19 protein-coding genes and 1 tRNA gene are annotated in these 17,469 nt (G+C 60.5%); 10 read left to right on the top strand and 10 right to left on the bottom strand.

Going from position 1 to position 17,469, the window contains the following annotated elements:
* Positions 1-6: 6 nt before the first annotated feature.
* Both HFP51_RS08450 and HFP51_RS08455 read left to right on the top strand, forming a co-directional pair.
* Positions 7-723, top strand: a complete 717-nt coding sequence (locus HFP51_RS08450; protein ID WP_176875313.1) for an SDR family NAD(P)-dependent oxidoreductase — start codon at positions 7-9, stop codon at positions 721-723.
* Complete coding sequence (locus HFP51_RS08455) at positions 713-1,654, top strand: 50S ribosomal protein L11 methyltransferase (protein WP_255454613.1); 942 nt, start codon at positions 713-715, stop codon at positions 1,652-1,654. Before HFP51_RS08450 ends, HFP51_RS08455 begins: the two co-directional genes overlap by 11 nt.
* Here the strand turns inward: HFP51_RS08455 and phhA are convergent.
* Entirely contained in the window at positions 1,599-2,480 is an 882-nt protein-coding gene (gene phhA / locus HFP51_RS08460) for a phenylalanine 4-monooxygenase (RefSeq protein ID WP_176875314.1), read from the bottom strand. The genes HFP51_RS08455 and phhA overlap by 56 nt on opposite strands.
* A 68-nt stretch (positions 2,481-2,548) precedes the next feature.
* On the opposite strand from phhA, the gene HFP51_RS08465 reads away from it, so the two are divergent.
* Positions 2,549-3,229, top strand: coding sequence for a TIGR02117 family protein (locus HFP51_RS08465; protein WP_176875315.1), 681 nt, complete (start codon positions 2,549-2,551; stop codon positions 3,227-3,229).
* 26 nt (positions 3,230-3,255) lie between these two features.
* Here HFP51_RS08465 and ligA read toward each other — a convergent pair whose 3' ends face one another.
* The 4 genes from ligA to HFP51_RS08485 form a co-directional block, all read right to left on the bottom strand.
* A complete protein-coding gene (gene ligA / locus HFP51_RS08470) occupies positions 3,256-5,310 on the bottom strand; it encodes an NAD-dependent DNA ligase LigA (protein ID WP_176875316.1) in 2,055 nt (684 codons plus the stop codon).
* Positions 5,307-5,786 carry an endonuclease domain-containing protein gene (locus HFP51_RS08475; RefSeq protein WP_370462908.1) on the bottom strand — a complete coding sequence of 160 codons (480 nt, stop codon included), beginning with the start codon at positions 5,784-5,786 and terminating at the stop codon, positions 5,307-5,309. Before HFP51_RS08475 ends, ligA begins: the two co-directional genes overlap by 4 nt.
* Before the next feature lie 76 nt (positions 5,787-5,862).
* The gene (recN, locus tag HFP51_RS08480) at positions 5,863-7,524 is read right to left on the bottom strand and encodes a DNA repair protein RecN (protein WP_176875317.1); all 1,662 of its coding nucleotides are present in this window, start codon (positions 7,522-7,524) and stop codon (positions 5,863-5,865) included.
* Between the two features lie 55 nt (positions 7,525-7,579).
* Positions 7,580-8,380 (bottom strand): outer membrane protein assembly factor BamD, encoded by an 801-nt coding sequence (locus HFP51_RS08485; protein ID WP_176875318.1) that lies wholly within the window; start codon positions 8,378-8,380, stop codon positions 7,580-7,582.
* Between the two features lie 102 nt (positions 8,381-8,482).
* Between HFP51_RS08485 and HFP51_RS08490 the strand changes: the two genes are divergently transcribed.
* Complete coding sequence (locus tag HFP51_RS08490; RefSeq protein WP_176875319.1) at positions 8,483-9,649, top strand: glycosyltransferase; 1,167 nt, start codon at positions 8,483-8,485, stop codon at positions 9,647-9,649.
* Here HFP51_RS08490 and HFP51_RS08495 read toward each other — a convergent pair.
* Genes HFP51_RS08495 through yajC form a run of 4 tightly spaced genes read right to left on the bottom strand, consistent with a single transcriptional unit; the run spans position 9,635 to position 12,935 of the window.
* Entirely contained in the window at positions 9,635-10,015 is a 381-nt protein-coding gene (locus tag HFP51_RS08495; RefSeq protein WP_176875320.1) for an Mth938-like domain-containing protein, read from the bottom strand. The genes HFP51_RS08490 and HFP51_RS08495 overlap by 15 nt on opposite strands.
* Complete coding sequence (gene secF, locus HFP51_RS08500; protein ID WP_176875321.1) at positions 10,015-10,992, bottom strand: protein translocase subunit SecF; 978 nt, start codon at positions 10,990-10,992, stop codon at positions 10,015-10,017. The genes HFP51_RS08495 and secF overlap by 1 nt, the downstream gene beginning before the upstream one ends.
* Entirely contained in the window at positions 10,992-12,596 is a 1,605-nt protein-coding gene (gene secD, locus HFP51_RS08505) for a protein translocase subunit SecD (protein ID WP_176875322.1), read from the bottom strand. Before secD ends, secF begins: the two co-directional genes overlap by 1 nt.
* A 15-nt stretch (positions 12,597-12,611) precedes the next feature.
* The gene (yajC, locus tag HFP51_RS08510) at positions 12,612-12,935 is read right to left on the bottom strand and encodes a preprotein translocase subunit YajC (protein ID WP_176875323.1); all 324 of its coding nucleotides are present in this window, start codon (positions 12,933-12,935) and stop codon (positions 12,612-12,614) included.
* 175 nt (positions 12,936-13,110) lie between these two features.
* Here yajC and HFP51_RS08515 point away from each other — a divergent pair, with 175 nt between their 5' ends.
* From HFP51_RS08515 to HFP51_RS08540, 6 genes are all read left to right on the top strand, one after another.
* The gene (locus HFP51_RS08515; protein ID WP_176875324.1) at positions 13,111-13,422 is read left to right on the top strand and encodes a putative quinol monooxygenase; all 312 of its coding nucleotides are present in this window, start codon (positions 13,111-13,113) and stop codon (positions 13,420-13,422) included.
* A gap of 4 nt (positions 13,423-13,426) precedes the next feature.
* Positions 13,427-14,113 carry a nitroreductase gene (locus HFP51_RS08520; protein ID WP_218135288.1) on the top strand — a complete coding sequence of 229 codons (687 nt, stop codon included), beginning with the start codon at positions 13,427-13,429 and terminating at the stop codon, positions 14,111-14,113.
* A gap of 65 nt (positions 14,114-14,178) precedes the next feature.
* Positions 14,179-14,255 (top strand) — tRNA-Pro (locus HFP51_RS08525).
* A gap of 112 nt (positions 14,256-14,367) precedes the next feature.
* A complete protein-coding gene (locus HFP51_RS08530) occupies positions 14,368-14,781 on the top strand; it encodes a holin family protein (protein WP_176875325.1) in 414 nt (137 codons plus the stop codon).
* Positions 14,782-14,909: 128 nt separating this feature from the next.
* Entirely contained in the window at positions 14,910-15,230 is a 321-nt protein-coding gene (locus tag HFP51_RS08535) for a hypothetical protein (RefSeq protein WP_176875326.1), read from the top strand.
* The gene (locus tag HFP51_RS08540) at positions 15,215-15,844 is read left to right on the top strand and encodes a hypothetical protein (RefSeq protein WP_176875327.1); all 630 of its coding nucleotides are present in this window, start codon (positions 15,215-15,217) and stop codon (positions 15,842-15,844) included. The genes HFP51_RS08535 and HFP51_RS08540 overlap by 16 nt, the downstream gene beginning before the upstream one ends.
* Here the strand turns inward: HFP51_RS08540 and HFP51_RS08545 are convergent, their stop codons facing one another.
* Positions 15,845-17,365: a PAS domain-containing sensor histidine kinase gene (locus HFP51_RS08545; RefSeq protein ID WP_176875328.1), complete on the bottom strand. Its 1,521-nt coding sequence runs from the start codon at positions 17,363-17,365 to the stop codon at positions 15,845-15,847.
* Positions 17,366-17,469: the final 104 nt, after the last annotated feature.

A 17,469-nucleotide genomic window follows, 5' to 3' on the forward strand; every position in this document is an offset into this window, starting at 1 on the left:
AGGCGGATGGACAACGATACGCATATCCTGATCACTGGTGCACGGCGAGGCATCGGCAAGGCCGCTGCCACCGCGCTCGACACGCCCAACACCAAGCTTGCCTGTCATGCGACCCAGACCGGCGAACATGTGACGATCGCGGCGGATTTTGACGAACCCGGTGCCGCGTCCCGGGCATGGTCGGACGCGCTCGACCTGCTCGATGGACGGATCGATGTCCTCATCAACAATGCAGGCGTTTTCGAAGCCTCGCCCATCGACCAGGACGATGACGCCTGGCGGAGCGACTTCGAGCGCACGATGCGCATCAACCTCACCGCATCGGCCGAACTCTGCCGCCTCGCTGTGCGCCATTTCCAAGAAAATGGCGGCGGACGGATCATCAATATTGCCAGTCGCGCGGCCTATCGCGGCGACAGCCCGAACCATTGGCACTATGCGGCGTCCAAGGGCGGCATGGTGGCGATGACCAAGACGATCGCCCGCGCCTATGCGGCTGAGAATATCCTCGCCTTTGCCATCTGTCCGGGTTTCACCATGACCGGCATGGCGGAAGACTATCTCCAGAGCCGCGGCGGTGAGCAGCTGCTACGCGACATTCCATTGGGTCGCGTGGCGAGCCCGGAAGAAGTTGCCGAGACGATTCGCTTTTGCGCGCTTGACGCCCCGCCATCAATGACCGGCGCAGTGCTCGACATTAACGGGGCCAGCTTTGTCCGATAGCTGGAAGCTGACCCTGCCCTGCACCCGCGCCGAAGCGGATATTCTCAAGGAAGACATTGCGCCCTTCGCGCTTATGGAACCGGTGCCGGTTCTGATGACCAGCGAGATTGATCCCGCCCGACCCGATGAATGGCAGCTCGATATCTATTTCGAAGACGAACCGGCCGCCGACACCATTGCGACCGCCATCCATCTGGTTCCCAGTGCTGCCGGCCATGAACCCGTCATCACCCGGCTCGGCGATGAAGATTGGGTAGCCCTCAGCCAGGCTGGTCTCGAGCCGATCCATGAGGGCCGCTTCTTCGTCCACACCCCGATCCATCGCGACGAAGTGCCCGAGGGCGCGACTACGTTCGAGATCGATGCGGGACAGGCGTTCGGCACCGGCCACCATGAAACGACCGCTGGCTGCCTTGCGCTGCTCGATCGATTGAAATCGACCGGTCGACGCTATCGCAACTTTGCCGATATCGGGACCGGCACAGGCCTCCTCGCCTTTGCAGCGCTCGCCATCTGGCCGCAGGCGCGCGCCATTGCCTCCGATATCGATCCGCTCGCGATTGAAGTGTCCGAGCAGAATGCAGCGATCAACGACATAGCACTCGGCAATGGGCCGGGGCGACTGGAGTTGGTCACAGCAGCCGGTCTTGTTCACCGCCGCTTGCGCGCCCGCGCGCCCTATGACCTCCTGATCGCCAATATACTCGCCGGACCACTCATTGATCTCGCACCACCCTTTGGCAGCGCGGTTGCACCCGGTGGAACGCTCATTCTTGCCGGCCTTCTTGAGACCCAGGCCGATGCGGTCATCGCCGCTTATCGACGCCAGCATTTCCGGCTCGCCGAGCGGCTCGAGCGCGGCGAATGGTCTATTCTCAGGCTGGAGAAGCGGCGGCGCGTTCGCGGGCATAGGCCTGCGTCCCGCGGGTAATCACCCGGTCGCCTTCGGCAATATCGTCGGGCGCGTAATCGCAGCTTGTCTCGAGTTCCTTGTAGAGCGGTGCGAAATCCGTCTCGACCGTTACCCGCAGCAATTCCTCATAACTCGGAATGACAAAATAAACCTGCTGGAAATCATCGATCCGGTAATTGGTCTGCATCACTCGCTTCATGTCGAAACCAATCCGGTTCGGGCTCGGATCGTCGAGCGAGAAGACGCTTTCGCCATGGCTGGACACGATCCCTGAACCATAGATGCGCAGTCCGTCTGCTTCCTCGATCAGGCCGAACTCGACGGTATACCAATAGAGCCGGGCCAGATGATCCAGGCTGTCATATTTGAGCGCCCGAAGGCCGCCCCGGCCATAGGCCGCCATATAATCAGCAAATACCGGGTTCGCGAGCATCGGCACATGGCCAAACACGTCATGAAAGACATCGGGCTCCTGCAGATAATCGAGCTGTTCGCGCCGCCGGATGAAATTCCCCGCGACAAAGCGGCGATTGGCCAGATGGTCAAAGAAAACATCGTCAGGAACCAGCCCCGGTACGGCAATCACCTTCCAGCCCGTGGCGTCCATCAACCGCTCGGACAGCTCGATAAAATCGGGAATGCCGGGCTTGGAGAGGTTGAGCACATCGATCCCGTCCAGAAAGGCCTGGCTTGCGCGGCCCGGTAGCTGCTGAACCTGGCGTTTGAACAGGATATCCCAGGTTTCGTGATCTTCCGTGGTATAGGCGTCCCAATCCTGCGGGATCGACCAATCCTCGGCAGCGCCCTCTGGCGGGCGTTCAAAAACATGTGTTTCGGCTGTCATGCGATCCGTATAGCATCAAAGGCGTAAAAGAAGGAATGATCGAGGTCAAAACCGGCAGGATGAGGGCGATGAAGCGTGCTTTGCGTAATATCGGACGTTTTCTGGCGATCCTCGCCCTGATCGCCCTGTTCTACCCGGTAGCGGGCATTGGCGGATCGCTGATCCCGGTCAATAATGATTGGCGCGAGCCGGAAACCGGCATCACCCTCTATGTCCATGACAATGGCATCCATACTGGTCTCGTCCTGCCGCGCCGCAATGAAATCGCCGATTGGAGTGATCTGATCCGTCCAGAGCATCTGAGCGATCCCCGCTATGCAAGCGATCACCTGTTGTTCGGCTGGGGCGATCGCCAATTCTATCTCGAGACCCCGACCTGGGGTGATCTGCGCCTCTCAACCGCGTTCGCCGCGCTGTTCGGCAGTGAAGCCAGCCTGGTCCATGTCGATCACATCGCAGCCCCCAATGCCGCCGAAGATCTCCGGGCAATCCGGGTAACCGCTGACCAGTATCGCGAGATTGCCGGCGCGATCCGCGCCCAATTCGCGCTTGACGAGAGCGGCGCATCGCAACCTGCGGGTTCCTATGGCCCGGCCGATACCTTTTATGCCGCCCATGGCCGCTACACGGCCTTCAGGACCTGCAACGAATGGACCGGCGCGATCTTGCGTGACTCCGGCATACGCATCGGTGCCTGGACGCCGTTCAACTCCGGCGTCATGCGCTGGTTCAACGCACCGGCCCTGTAGGACCGGGTTTTCGGAACCGCGCGCTCCTAGTCTGCCGCCTGTGCCACAATCTCGGCCCAACCGGCTTCGTCGATGACTTCAATGCCAAGATCGGCGGCCTTTTTGAGCTTAGATCCCGCTCCGGGACCCGCCACCAGCAAATCCGTCTTGGCGCTGACCGATCCGGAGGCCTTGGCGCCCAGCCGCTCTGCCTGGGCTTTGGCTTCGTCGCGGCTCATCGTTTCGAGCTTGCCGGTGAATACGACCGTCTTGCCCGACACCGCGCTCTCGGTGACTTCTACAACATAGGGCTCGGGCGAAATTTCCGCGAGCATATCGTGCCAGGCATCCCGATTATGCGCCTCATGGAAGAAATCCGTCAGTGCCTGGACAACCGTCGGCCCGATACCATCAATGCCCGATATTTCTGCCTGAGCCTCTTCATCGTCATGGGCGCGGATGGCGATCGCCTCCAACGCCTCGACCGTCCCAAAGGCCTTCATCAGGTCCCGTGCGGTCACGGCGCCGATATGGCGAATGCCGAGGCCGAACAGGAACCGCGCCGCATCCGGATTGCGCTTCGCCTCGATCGCCGCGAACAGATTATCGACCGATTTTTCCTGCCAGCCTTCGCGCGCGAGCAGTTCTTCGCGTTTGGTGTGGAGGCGGAAAATATCGGCCGGGCCCTTGTCGAGCCAGCCAAGATCATAAAATTCCGAAATGCTTTTCTCGCCCAACCCGTCGATATCCATCGCCACCCGGCTGACGAAATGGATCAGGCGCTGGACGCGCTGGGCCGGACAGATCAGCCCACCCGTGCACCGCACATCGACCTCGCCCTCTTCGGCAACCGCTTCGGACGCACATTCCGGACAGGCATTGGGAAAATCAAAGGCCGCACGCTTTTCGTCGCGAGTCAGGTTTTCGACAACTTGCGGGATGACATCGCCCGCACGCTGGACAACCACCCGGTCGCCCGGACGAACACCCAGCCGCTCAATCTCGTCGCGATTGTGCAGGGTCACATTGGAAACCACGACACCGCCGACCGTAACCGGCTTCAACCGCCCGACCGGGGTCAGCTTGCCGGTGCGCCCGACCTGGATATCGATATCCTCCAGCACGGTCTCGGCGCGCTCGGCCGGGAATTTATGCGCGAGCGCCCAGCGCGGCGCCTTGGCGACAAAGCCGAGCCGCTGCTGCCAATCGAGCCGATCGACCTTGTAGACGACACCATCGATATCATAGCCAAGGTCAGCGCGTTTGGTTTCGATGGCCCGATAATGACCCAACAGGCCATCCACCGTCTCACAGCGTTTCAGGTCGTCCGAGACCGGGATGCCCCAATCGGCAATCACCTGCATCACCGCCATCTGCGTCTCGCCGGGAACCGCACTGGCAACGCCCCACCCATGGGCAAGAAAGTTGAGCTTGCGGCTCTCAGTGATCGCCGGATCGAGCTGGCGCAGCGAACCGGCTGCCGCATTGCGCGGGTTGGCATAGAGTTTGGCGTCTTGTTCAGCCTGGCGCGCATTGAGATCGGCAAAGGCCTGTTTCGACATATAAACCTCGCCGCGGACCTCGAAGATATCGGGCGCGCCCTCGGGCAATTCGTCCGGAATATCTGCGATTGTCCGCGCATTGGCGGTGACATCCTCGCCGGTCTGGCCATCGCCCCGGGTCGCGGCCAGCGCCATCTTGCGATCCTCGTAACGGATCGACAATGACAGCCCGTCAATCTTGTCTTCGGCCGTCATCGCAATGGCTTCGTCTTCAGCCAGATTCAGATAGCGGCGCACGCGCGCGGCGAACTCGGCGATGTCTTCGTCGGAAAATCCATTGTCGAGCGAATAGAGCCGCTGCTCATGCTGGACTTTGGAGAGCGGTGAATGGGCGATCACCGCGCCGACCAGCTTGGACGGGCTATCCTCGCGCACCAGATGCGGAAACTGCTCTTCCAGCTCAGCATTGCGGCGTATGAGCGCATCATAGTCCGCATCCGATATCTCGGGCGAATCTTCGGCATGGTAGAGCCGGTTATGCTTGGCGATCTCTTTCGCCAACCGCATCAGCTCATTCGCCACATCGGCTTCGTCCATCATCCCCCCTCCTCTTTAGAGGAGGGGGTTAGGGGGTGGTGCTCCCCAGTCCATCGATCTTCCTGCCCATGCAACGCAGCCTTCAACGCAATCAGGACCCCTTCCATATTCCGCATGACATCCGCATTTGTGAACCGGACCACGCGAAATCCGGTTTCACGGGTCAACCGCTCATCTCTTGCCGCGTCTCGATCGGCATCATGCGTATCGCCATCGATCTCAACCGCGAGTCCTTTGGTCGGGCAGAAAAAGTCGACAATGCGGTTTCCCATAACTGCCTGGCGCCGGAATTTATGCCCGAGCAATCGGCTGCCGCGCAGCTCCATCCAGAGACGGCGCTCTGGTTCGGTGGGCTCGCGACGCATTTTGGCGGCTCGGTCGAGCAGAGTTTTTCGCGACATGCCACCACCCCCAACCCCCTCCTCTAAAGAGGAGGGGGCTATACCGCATCCGCTGACCATCGCACCTTGCCCCATCATTCTCCCTCCCGTTCAAGGGAGGACGTTAGGGGGTGGTGCGGCGAACCACAGGCGCTAATGACTGTCGATCTGACCATCACATCGCCTCGAGCAGCCGATCCGCCTGTGCGCGGGCTTCATCGGTAATCTCAGCCCCCGACAGCATCCGGGCGATTTCCTCGCGGCGTTCTTCCGCATCGAGACGCTGCACGCCCGTACGCGTGACGAGGCCGTCGGAGCTTTTGGCGATTTGCCATTGATGGCCTGCGCGCGCGGCCACCTGGGGGCTATGCGTAACCACCAGCAATTGCGCGCCTTCGGCCAGACGCGCCAGCCGTTCGCCAATCGCGCTGGCAACCGCCCCGCCAACGCCGCGATCGATCTCGTCGAAGATCATCGTCGCCGCGCCGCCCTGTTCGGCGAGCGCGACCTTGAGCGCCAAGATGAAGCGGGAGAGCTCCCCGCCACTGGCGATCTTGGCGAGCGGGCCAAAAGGCGCGCCCGGATTGGTCGATATCTCGAACGCCACGCGATCCTGCCCTTGGGCCGTCCATTGGTCTTCGTCGAGTGGTTCGACCGCGGTGCGCAGTTGCGCGGCATCGAGCTTCAGCGGCGCAAGTTCGGCGGCAACGGCCGTATCCAGCGCCTTGGCAGCCTTGGTGCGCTTGTCATGGACGGATTTGGCAGCCTTCGCATAGGCCGTCTTCTTTGCCGCAACGTCCGTTTCCAGCGCCGCGAGATGCGCGCCGCCAGCTTCGATGCGTTCGAGCTTCGCTGCCATTTCTACGGCAAATTCCGACAATGCATCAGGCTCCACCCGGTGTTTGCGGGCGAGTGCGCGGATGTCGAAAAGGCGTCTCTCCACCTCATCGAGCCGGGCCGGATCAAAGGCGAGGATATGTCCCGCTTCGGCGAGCTTCTCTTCGGCGAGGTCCGCCTCGATCAGCGCGCGATCGAGGGCGGCCAGTGCTTCAGCGAGCACCTCATGCTCCCCGGCTATCCGATCGGCCCGACGCGCGGCCTGGCGGAATTTGGCAAGTCCGCCTTCCGAACCGTCGAGCAGTTCGACTATTTCAGAGAGATCGCCCGAAATCCGATCGCCCTTCTGCATGGTCGCGCGGCTTTCGGCGAGCTCCGCCTCCTCACCCGGTTGCGGCGCCAATTGGCGCAGCTCAGCAACGGCATAGTCAAGAAACTCACGATCGCGCTCGGCCTCTTCGACCTCCGTGCGCGCGGCGGCCAGCGCCTCTTCGGCTGCGCGCCAATCAGTCCAGGCGGCGGCAAGCGGTGCAAGATCAATCCCACCGAACGTGTCGAGCAGCGCCCGATGGCCATTGGCATTGAGCAGCCCGCGATCGTCATGCTGGCCGTGAATCTCGACCATCAACCCGCCAATCTCCCGCAGGAGCGCAGCGGATACGGGCTGATCATTGACGCTGGCGCGGCTGCCGCCATCGGCCTTGACGATCCGCCGCACGATCAACGGTTCGCCAGGCTCAGCGTCGAGGCCGCTCTCGGTAAGCAATGCGCCAACCGGGTGGCTGGGCGGGATATCGAAGGTGGCGCTGACTACCGCGCGTTCAGCACCTTGCCGCACAAGCCCGCTATCCGCGCGCACGCCGAGCGCTAGTCCCAGCGCATCGAGGAGAATCGATTTACCCGCCCCGGTCTCACCGGTCAGCGCGCCAAGCCCGTCCGAAAAGCTGAGGTCCAGCGCTTCGATCAGCACGACATCGCGAATGGAAAGCCCGGTCAGCATGACCCGACTCTTACTGGTTTTCGCTGATCAGGCCAGAGGCTATCGCCGCCAAGTGTTAGCCCGCTGCCGGAGCGGGAATGCCACCATGGCGTTGCATGAGTTCATAGGCCCGGTTGTACCAGCGCGACTCAGGATAGTTATTCCCGAGCACGGCGGCGGCACGGCGCGCCTCCTCAACGATACCCAGAGCCAGATAGCTTTCCGTCAAACGCATCAGCGCTTCGGGTGCATGGGTGGTCGTATCGAAACTGTCGACGACATTGCGGAAGCGGACAGTCGCCGCGAGCCACTGCCGACGGCGCTGGTAAAAGCGTCCGATTTCCATTTCCTTGCCGGCGAGATGATCGTTAACGAGGTCCAGCTTCAGCCGGGCATCAGCCGCATAGACGCTGTCCGGGAACCGCCGCACGACTTCGTTCAGCGCAGCCTGCGCCTGGCGGGTCAGCGATTGATCGCGGGTGACGTCTGAGATCTGCTCATAATAGCTCATCGCAATCAGATAATAGGCGTAAGGCGCATCCCGGTTGCCTGGGTGGATCGCGAGAAAGCGTCGCGCCGCGGAAATCGCTTCGGGATATTCGCCATCAAGATAGTTGCTGAAAGCCCCCATCAACTGCGCACGGCGCGCCCAGGGCGAATAGGGGTGCTGGCGCTCGACTTCGGAGAAGATCGCCGCTGCAAGCCCGTATTGGTTCCGGTCGAGCCGGTCCTTGGCGAGATTGTACAGGGTGTTCACATCGCTGGCGACATATTGGTTGTCGGCGCGGGTTTGCGCGCTCGGACCGGCACATGAAGCAAGCGGGACGAGAGCGATGGCGGCAAACAACATGGCCGCGGGGCGGGACTGGATACGCATGAGACAAGCCTCTAGCGCAGCGGATCGCTCGCGCCAAGAGAACAGATTCAACGATGCTGTAAAGGGTTCCGAACCCGCGATGTTCGGCTATAGCGCTTGCCAATGCTTCGCGTGTTGACCCTCGCCACCCTGTTCCCGGACGCCGCGCGCCCGACATTTGGCGGTTTTGTCGAGCGTCAGACGCTTGGGCTTGCGGCACGGGATGATGTCCAGCTGGAGGTTGTCGCCCCAATTGGGGTCCCGATTTGGCCGCTTAGCCGGCACGAGCGCTATCGAAAATTCCGCGATGTTCCCGAGCAAGAGCTGTGGAAGGATGTCATTGTCCACCGGCCACGTTTTGGGGTGCTCCCCAAAATCGGGGGATCGCGATCCCCTGCCGCAATCGCAAGGGCGCTAAGGCCGGTGATCAAGACGATCCGCGAACGCTTTGCGTTCGACGTTGTCGATGCCGAATTTTTCTACCCCGATGGTCCCGCCGCCATGCGCATTGCCAAAGCGTTCGATGTGCCCTTCTCGGTCAAGGCCCGCGGCGCAGACATCCATTATTGGGGGGCTCGACCGGGTTCGGGTTCACAGGTGCTGGCGGCCGGTCAGGCGGCCAACGGATTGCTGGCCGTCAGCGAAGCGCTGAAGGCCGACATGGTGGCGCTTGGGATGCCGGGCGAGAAGATTGCCGTCCATTATACCGGCATCGACAAGCACCGATTCAAGCCGATCGAAAGGAGCAAGGCCAAACAGGAAATCAATGTTGCCGGCCCGATGATTGTTACGGTCGGCGCGCTGATACCGCGCAAAGGCCAGTCCCTGGTGATTCGCGCATTGAAAGAAATCCCGGACGCTGAGCTATGGTGCATCGGCGAAGGCGAGGACCGTTCCAGCCTGACGACCCTGGCGGACCAACTCGGTCTCGCCGATCGCGTCCATCTTCCGGGCAATCTGCCGCATGACGAAGTCGCAAAACTGGTGGCTACGGCGGATGTTCTGGCGCTCCCATCCGTATCGGAAGGACTGGCCAATGCCTGGGTTGAGGCGCTGGCCTGCGGTACCCCGATCGTGATCAGCGATGCCGGCGGCGCAAAGGAACTGGTGGACCGGCCCGAAGCGGGTGCGATTGTCCCGAGCGACCCAGCGGCCATCGCCACCGCCATCAACGCGATCCTCGCCGATCCCCCTGATCAACAGGCCGTGCGCGCCACAGTCGACAAATTTTCATGGAAACAGAATAGCGAACAGCTCTTCGCCCATCTCTCCGCCCTAGTCGATCGGTAGGAGAGCTGCGACAATCCAGCGATCTTCGCTGCGGAGCATCCCCCAGGCCCGCGCAGCGGCGCGGCTATCCATCGCCTCCACACCAATATCGAGCGCTTCCACAGCGCTGACAAAGGCAGGTGATGGGCGTTCGAGCCGCGCGCCGGTGCCAAGCAGCAGAAATTCGGGGCTCGGCGCCAAGGCGAGCAACGGCGCCAGCGTCTCAACCTTGAGATCGGCCATATCGGCAATATCCCAGGGCCGCGCCGATTCAGGTGTCAGCCACAGGCCGCCCGCGACTATCTCTTCATCGAGGCGGAACGCATTGCCGGCGAATCCCGTGACCACCGGCCCTGCAGCAGGTGTATCGCGTTCAAGCGAGGCCATTAGCGGCCGTAGCCCTCCTTATGGATCTTCTGCTCGCCACCGGTCTCTTCGGGCACGAACGTATCCGGGCCGACTTTGAGCCAGATGAGGATCGGTGCCGCCATATAGACCGAGCTATAGGTACCAACGAAGATCCCCAACAGCATCGCCGTGGTGAAGCCGAACAGGAGATCCGGGCCAATCCAGATCAACACAACCAGTGCAATCGCCATGGTCAAGCTCGTCATCACCGTGCGGGCCAGCGTTTCGTTCACCGACAGATCGAGCAGCGGGACAATCTCCATCTTGCGATATTTGCGTAGATTTTCGCGGATCCGGTCATAAACAACGATCGTATCGTTGAGCGAATAGCCGATGATTGTCAGCAGCGCGGCGACGATGTTGAGATTGAACTCCAGCTGGGTGAGCGCAAAGAAACCGAAGGTCAGCGCGACGTCATGGAACAGCGCGAACAACGCCCCCACCCCGAACTGCCACTCAAAGCGTAGCCAGATGTACAGCGCAATCGCGATCATCGCGAGTCCCAGCGCCAGTGCACCGGCGCGGAACAGCTCGTCCGATACTTTACCCGATACCGAATCGACGGAATCGATCCGCACCCCTTCATATTCGGCCTGCATCATCTGGGTGACGCGCGTTGACACCTCATTGGCGAGCGCCGGATCGTCATTCGCACCCTCGGTTACGCGCATGCGGATGGACACCTGGTTTTCATCACCGAACCGCTGGATCGACGCACCTTCGATGCCGAGCGCCGCAATATCTTCGCGCAGCTCTGTAACCGGTGCCTCCAGATCGTCGGCAAAGGTGGCCTGGATCATCTGGCCGCCAGCGAAATCGACGCCGAAATTCAGGCCGCGGGTCGCGGTCAGCGTAATCGATGCCACGGTCAGGATGATCGAGAAGATAATCGCAATATTGCGAAATTTGAGGAACTGGATGTTCGTCGTGTCGGGGACAAGCTTGAGAAGTCGCATCAGATCACAAGCTCCTTGGGCCGCTTATTCTTGATCCAGACCGATACCATCATCCGGGTGATGGTAACCGCGGTAAAGACCGAGGTAATGATACCGACGACCAGCACGACCGCGAAACCGCGCACCGGACCGGAGCCGAATGAGAACATCAGCGCGCCACCGATAAAGTTGGTGATATTGGCATCGAAAATAGCACGGCTGGCTTCCTTGTAACCAGTCTGCACCGCATCGATGATCTTGCGCCCGCGTCTCTGTTCTTCTCGTATTCGTTCATTGATCAGCACGTTCGCATCAACTGCGGCACCCACCGTCAGGACAAAGCCGGCAATGCCTGGAAGCGTTAGCGTTGCATCCAGCATCGCCATGATTGCCAGGATGAGGAACAGGTTCAGCGCCAGGGCAATGTTCGAATAGATGCCAAAGCGGCCATAGGTGATGAACATGAATGTCATCACGGCAACCGTCGCGATCATGCCGGCCAATCCGCCAAGCCGCACACCTTCTTCACCGATTTCCGCGCCGACGGTGCGATCTTCGATCACGGCCAGTTCAACCGGCAGGCGACCCGAGCGCAACGCAATCGCCAGCTCATTGGCCGACTGGACCGAGAAGCTGCCGGTAATCTGTGCATTACCGCCGAGGATCGGTTCGTTGATATTCGGTGCTGACAGCACTTCGCCATCAAGGATGATTGCAAAAGGTCGACCGACATTTTCCTGCGTCACCCGGCCAAAGGCGCGGCCGCCCGGTCCGTCAAAGGTGAGGTTCACCGTCACTTCGCCGGTGCGCTGGTCAAAACCCTGCTGGGCATTCACCAACTGGTCACCGGACACCATCACGCGGCGTTGCACGATCACACAGCCAGCCGTTTCCTGCTGATTGGCATAGGGCAAGGCTTCACTGCCGATCGGGGCCTGGCAGGCCAGTGCCATATTCGGATCGGCATCATAGTTCACCATGCGAAATTCGAGCGACGCCGTTCGGCCAAGCAAGCTCATCAGCGATTCAGGACTATCGAGGCCAGGGACCTGTACCACGATCCGTTCGCTGCCCTGGCGAATGATCGTTGGTTCGCGGGTGCCAAGTTCATCGATACGCGCCCGAACAACTTCGGTTGCGGTTTCCACCGCTGTATTGACCGCTTCGGCGGTGCCGGTTTCGGTTGGCCGCACGACGATCTGCAGCGAATCTTCATTCTCGACACTGAAATCGCGCTCACCGGTAAATCCAACCGGCTGGGTGAGCGCCCGAACCCGCTCCATCGCATCGTCGAGCTGCGCTTCGTCGCGCACCGTGAAGCTGACCTCACCGCCACTGCGGGACAGGCTGCCAATTTCAATCAGCGGGCCATCATCTTCCATCGAATCTTCGATGCGATCCGACATGGTCTGGAGGCGCTGGTCTTCAAATTCTTCGGTCTGCGCTTCGAGCAGGATATGCACGCCGCCCGACAGATCGAGGCCGAGATTGATCGAGGGTTGCGGGAGGAAATCGGGGATCTGCTCACGCTGGGCATCGGTCAACAGGCTCGGAATAGCGAGCAGCACGCCGACGACCAGCAATGCCGTCAGCATCCAGACCTTCCATGTCGGGAAATCGTTCATTGGGTGCGTATGGCCTTAATCGTTGGCTGCGCCGGGATTGCGCACATCGGACAGGGTGGCTTTCAATGCCGTGACTTTCTGTCCGCCGCCGAGATCTATCTCGACTTCATCATCTTTGACCTTGGTAACCTTGCCGAGCAAGCCACCGCCGGTAACCACGCGATCGCCCTTTTTCACGGCCGTGATCATATCGCGATGATCCTTCATCCGTTTTTGTTGCGGACGGATCAGCAGGAACCAGAAGATCACGAAGATCAGCAAGAGTGGAACGAGCTGAATGATGAAAGCGCCGGCGCCTCCAGATGGAGCGGCTGCGGCAAGAACGGGTGTGGCGGACATGGTACGGACCTGTAAGCTGGATGGTGAAGCGTATCGTTACGCTCCAAGTAAGTGGCGCGCCTCTATCATCTAAGGTGCGTTTTGCGCAACTGCCATCCATCAGCGGCAAATTTATTTGCATCCGCGCTCCGGGGCGCTAGCACCAAGCGCGAAATCAAAAATGGAGAGAGATGCTATGATTATCGTTCAAGGATGGGTTCGCTTGGATGAAGGCGAACTGGATCGCCTGCATGATGTCGCGATCACGATGATGGAAGAAACCCGCAAGGAAGAGGGGTGTATCGCCTATACCTTCAGCCGGGCGATGGAAGATCCCAATCTCATGCGGATCGCCGAAGTCTGGGAAGATCAGGCATCGCTCGATGCGCATGGCAAGAGCCCACATATGGCGACGTTCAACCAATCGCTGGGCAGCGCGAAAATTCTCGGCATCAGTATCAAGGCCTATCCGGCCGAAGCCGGCAAGACGCTGATGGGCGCCGACTAGAATAATGGCCGAGCTGACAGCATCCGAAGCGATCAACGCGCGCCAGTCCCGCCGCGCCTTTCTCGACACGCCGGTTCCGCGCGAAACAGTTGAGCGGTTATTGGCCCTGGCCAGCCGCTCACCCTCGGGCAGCAATATGCAGCCCTGGAACGTCTATGTCGTGACCGGTGACAAGCTGGACGAACTCAAGGCAGTGGCGCTCAAGGCGATTGCCAATGGCGTTGATCTTGGGGCGGCCGAGTTTGAAATCTATCCGGCTGGAATGAGCGACGTGCATACCGAGCGGCGCCTGCGCAATGCCGAAGAGATGTTCGGTGCAGCTGGCGTTGCCCGTGACTATGTGGCCGGCCGGATGGGACAGATGGCGGCAAACTTCCGCTTCTTCGATGCGCCGGTTGGCATGTTCTTTTCAATCGATCGCGCGCTTGCGGTCGGCAATGGCCAGATGGCGCATCTCGGCATGTTCATCCAGACATTGATGCTCGCCGCGCAAGCAGAGGGCCTCGACACCTGCCCGCAGGAGGCCTGGGCAATCTTGCATGACACGGTCGCGCCCTGGCTCGGCATACCGGATGAACAGATGCTCTATTGCGGCTTGGCCCTTGGCCATCATGATCCCGATGCGCCGATCAACAGCTTCCGGACGGATCGCGAGCCGATCGAGAGTTTCACGACCTTTCTCGGCAATTGAGCCGATAGCGGTTCGCGAACCGCTTGCATTGCCCCGTCATCGGATTTACAGCGCGCCCCCTCGGTCGGGGCGTAGCGCAGCTAGGTAGCGCATCATACTGGGGGTGTGGAGGTCGCTGGTTCGAATCCAGTCGCCCCGACCATCTCGTCCCCAGATTTATCGCATCATTGGGTATCGCACAGTGCGCGCCGCGCTGTCCTACAGATATCCAAATAGGTTATTTATGTATCTATCACTTTACCAAGGAGATAGATATGTCCATCATTTCCGGGCTTTTGGGCCCGCTCAGCACCGTCATCGATCGTATCCTGCCGGACCGCGAGGCACGGGATCGCGCCAAGCTGGAGCTCCTCAAACTGGAGGGCAGCCAGGCGGCGGAAACGCTGCAGACCCAGCTGTCTGCAATCATTGCCGAAGCACAATCGCCCGACCCCTGGACCAGCCGGGCGCGGCCAAGCTTTCTCTATGTGATGTATGTTCTGCTGCTCTGGGCGCTGCCGATGGGCGTGCTCGCCGCTTTTCGACCTGAAGCGGCGCAGAATATCGCCGCCGGCATGAACGCCTATCTCGCCGGAATCCCCGAGCCGCTATATGCGCTGTTCGGCACCGGCTATCTCGGTTATACCGCTGCCCGGCAATGGGGAAAGATAAAGGGTGTCGATCGCTAGGTCGGCATTTGCGGACATAGTATCGCACATCCCAGCGCTGGGCCGTTGACGAATTTCTTGCCGTCTCTTGTAACCGGCTGCAGATTCAGGGCGAACCCGGATGGCCACTAAACTCTTGGGAGATACTCATGCCTGAAAAAACTGAAAAACGTAGCCTCGCCTCCATGCTCGCCGTCGCCGGCGGGCTGGCTCTGGCTGCGCCTGCCTTGCAAGCCTGTAGCTGCGGAGCCCGATGCTGCGCCGCTGCGGCCGAAGGATCGGCAGGTTGCTGTGCAGCCGAAGGCGGCTGCTGCGCGGCCCATGATGGCTGCGATGCGGCCAGCGAAGGCTGCTGTGCTGCGGCTGAAGGTTGCTGCGCTGCGGCGGCTGAAGGCTGCTGCGCCGCCACTGAAACCGCTGCTGCGGAAGGCTGCTGTGCGGCGGCCGAAGGCTGTTGCGCAGCCTATTAGGCGAAAGTCCCGAAGCGACGCTATTTGCCCTTACCGAGCAAATGGCGTCGCAGGGCGTTTCGCTGGTACCCCGCGTCGTTCCGCCGGAAGCCGAATTTCGGCAATGGACGCATTATCCCGAAAAAGACGCTGTCAGCCCCGCGACCAAATCGCGCTGGTTCTATCATGCCCATCCGCCTGAACAGCGCGAGCCCGGCGAACATGGCCATTTCCACCTGTTCCTGCCGCTTGACGATTTCGACGGCATTGAACCGCTAGCCGAAGCCAAACCCAAAACCGAGGGCAAGACCCCGGCAAGGGTCGTCCATTTCGTCGCGCTGTCCTGCAATCTGGATGGTATCCCGACCCATTGGTTCACGACCAATCGCTGGGTCACCAACGAATATTTCATGGCAGGCAACGCGATTATCGATCGGCTCGATCGGTTCGACGTGACCGATGCACCTGGCGATCCGCTCGTTAACAGCTGGCTGACCGCTGCGGTTGCGGTATTTCGTGATCAGATTGCCGGCCTCATCCGCACCCGCGATGAAAAGCTGCATGGCCAATCGCTTGATGATCGAAAGCTGGAAATCCTGTCGAGCGGACCGCTCGACCTGGAGGCGATCGCCTGACTAGGCTGCCGCTCGAAACGCGTTGATCGTCTCCGACAATTTCTCCGATAGCATGTCCCGCTTATAGGGTTTGGGCAGAATCGGGAATTCGCCGCCCTCGCCGCGCGCCGCCGCCTCGCTATAGCCGGTGGCCAGCAGGATCGGCAGTTCCGGCTTCTGGCTGCGCACTTCTTCAGCGAGATCAAGCCCGCTCCGCCCCGGCATGACGATATCGGAAAAGATGATGTCGAACTCTTCGGATTCCTCTTCGAGCGCCAAGATTGCCTCATCCGCATTGGCTGCGTGGACGACATGGCAGCCCATATCTTCGAGCAGGGATTGCGCGAAAATCGCGACTGTTCGACTGTCTTCGACCAACAAGATCCGCGTGCCATTCGGCAGATCATGGCGGGCCGGATCGATATCGGCACTATCGCCGGGAACAGCGACATCGGCTTTCGGAAGGTAAAGGCTGAGCGTCGTTCCGCGGCCAGGCTCGCTGCTGATATCGAGACGACCGCCGGACTGGACCGCAAAGCCATAGGCCTGTGACAGGCCAAGGCCCGTTCCCTTACCTGGATCCTTCGTTGTGAAGAAGGGATCGAAAGCACGTTGAAGCGTATCTGGCGTCATGCCGGTACCGGTGTCAGCGATCGAGAGACACACTTCCTCACCATTCGCGCCCTCTACGTTGCGCGTCGCCAATGTCATGGTGCCCTCGCCGTCCATGGCGTCGCGGGCATTGGTCGCAGCATTGAGCACCAGATTTTCAAGCTGGGCGGGATCGACGCGCACATCGTGGAGCGCGGATTCCGGTGCCTTGAGAATCTTGATGCCGCCACCGAGTTCGGATTTCAGGCGCTCGGCAATGGCTGCGACGACAGTGTTGAGATCGATGCGCTCGGGCTGCAGCGGCTGTTGCCGCGCAAAGGAGAGCAGCTGACCGGTGAGCTCGGCAGCGCGATCGGCAGTCTCGACAATCGCATCGACCTGCTTTGCCTTCTGCTCAGGCGAAAGCGTGTCGCTCTGCAGTAATTCGGCCGAACCGCGAACGACGGTCAGCAGATTGTTGAAGTCATGCGCAATGCCGCCCGTCAACACGCCCAGCGCACGGAGGCGTTCTTGCTGATGCACTGCCTGTTGCTGCGCAATCAACCGCTGTTCGGCGGCAAATTCTGCGGTAATATCTCGGGCGATTCCACCAAAGCCGGTGACTTCGCCATGCTCATCATGGACCGCCTGGAGATAGAATTTCGCGCGCCACTCTTTGTCGCCCCGCGAAATTTTCAGCGCCTTTTCCTGATAGCTGCCAGCGACCCGCGCCTGCTCCAATATCGCGTCGGCAAGGCCGTTGGCGCGTTCTTCTTTGGTAAAACAGATTGAAAAATGCTGCCACAGCGCAGTATCCGCAGATTGCCCGAAAAGCTGCTCTGCACCGCTATTCCAGCTGGAAATCCGGCCCTCGCTATCCAGCGCAAAAAGCGCAGAATCAACAGCTTCGCCGAGTAATGCCGCAATCTGCGGATCGTCTTTGGATGACATGCCAACTAATCCCCGAAATCCCCGCAGCCAGAGGTAGTGGCTATTGGTTACCTTCGACTTAAGGGTTCGCGATCTTGCGGCGCGCCGATCAGGCCATATATCGG

The organism is Parasphingopyxis sp. CP4 (assembly GCF_013378055.1).
GTDB lineage: Bacteria > Pseudomonadota > Alphaproteobacteria > Sphingomonadales > Sphingomonadaceae > Parasphingopyxis.

Excerpts from the sequence above, each read along its gene's own strand:
- HFP51_RS08450 (WP_176875313.1), top strand. The coding sequence starts at position 7 with ATGGACAACGATACGCATATCCTGATCACTGGTGCACGGCGAGGCATC.
- phhA (WP_176875314.1), bottom strand. The coding sequence starts at position 2,480 with ATGACAGCCGAAACACATGTTTTTGAACGCCCGCCAGAGGGCGCTGCC.
- HFP51_RS08465 (WP_176875315.1), top strand. The coding sequence starts at position 2,549 with ATGAAGCGTGCTTTGCGTAATATCGGACGTTTTCTGGCGATCCTCGCC.
- ligA (WP_176875316.1), bottom strand. The coding sequence starts at position 5,310 with ATGATGGACGAAGCCGATGTGGCGAATGAGCTGATGCGGTTGGCGAAA.
- HFP51_RS08475 (WP_370462908.1), bottom strand. The coding sequence starts at position 5,786 with ATGATGGGGCAAGGTGCGATGGTCAGCGGATGCGGTATAGCCCCCTCC.
- recN (WP_176875317.1), bottom strand. The coding sequence starts at position 7,524 with ATGCTGACCGGGCTTTCCATTCGCGATGTCGTGCTGATCGAAGCGCTG.
- HFP51_RS08485 (WP_176875318.1), bottom strand. The coding sequence starts at position 8,380 with ATGCGTATCCAGTCCCGCCCCGCGGCCATGTTGTTTGCCGCCATCGCT.
- HFP51_RS08490 (WP_176875319.1), top strand. The coding sequence starts at position 8,483 with ATGCTTCGCGTGTTGACCCTCGCCACCCTGTTCCCGGACGCCGCGCGC.
- HFP51_RS08495 (WP_176875320.1), bottom strand. The coding sequence starts at position 10,015 with ATGGCCTCGCTTGAACGCGATACACCTGCTGCAGGGCCGGTGGTCACG.
- secF (WP_176875321.1), bottom strand. The coding sequence starts at position 10,992 with ATGCGACTTCTCAAGCTTGTCCCCGACACGACGAACATCCAGTTCCTC.
- secD (WP_176875322.1), bottom strand. The coding sequence starts at position 12,596 with ATGAACGATTTCCCGACATGGAAGGTCTGGATGCTGACGGCATTGCTG.
- yajC (WP_176875323.1), bottom strand. The coding sequence starts at position 12,935 with ATGTCCGCCACACCCGTTCTTGCCGCAGCCGCTCCATCTGGAGGCGCC.
- HFP51_RS08515 (WP_176875324.1), top strand. The coding sequence starts at position 13,111 with ATGATTATCGTTCAAGGATGGGTTCGCTTGGATGAAGGCGAACTGGAT.
- HFP51_RS08520 (WP_218135288.1), top strand. The coding sequence starts at position 13,427 with ATGGCCGAGCTGACAGCATCCGAAGCGATCAACGCGCGCCAGTCCCGC.
- HFP51_RS08530 (WP_176875325.1), top strand. The coding sequence starts at position 14,368 with ATGTCCATCATTTCCGGGCTTTTGGGCCCGCTCAGCACCGTCATCGAT.
- HFP51_RS08535 (WP_176875326.1), top strand. The coding sequence starts at position 14,910 with ATGCCTGAAAAAACTGAAAAACGTAGCCTCGCCTCCATGCTCGCCGTC.
- HFP51_RS08545 (WP_176875328.1), bottom strand. The coding sequence starts at position 17,365 with ATGTCATCCAAAGACGATCCGCAGATTGCGGCATTACTCGGCGAAGCT.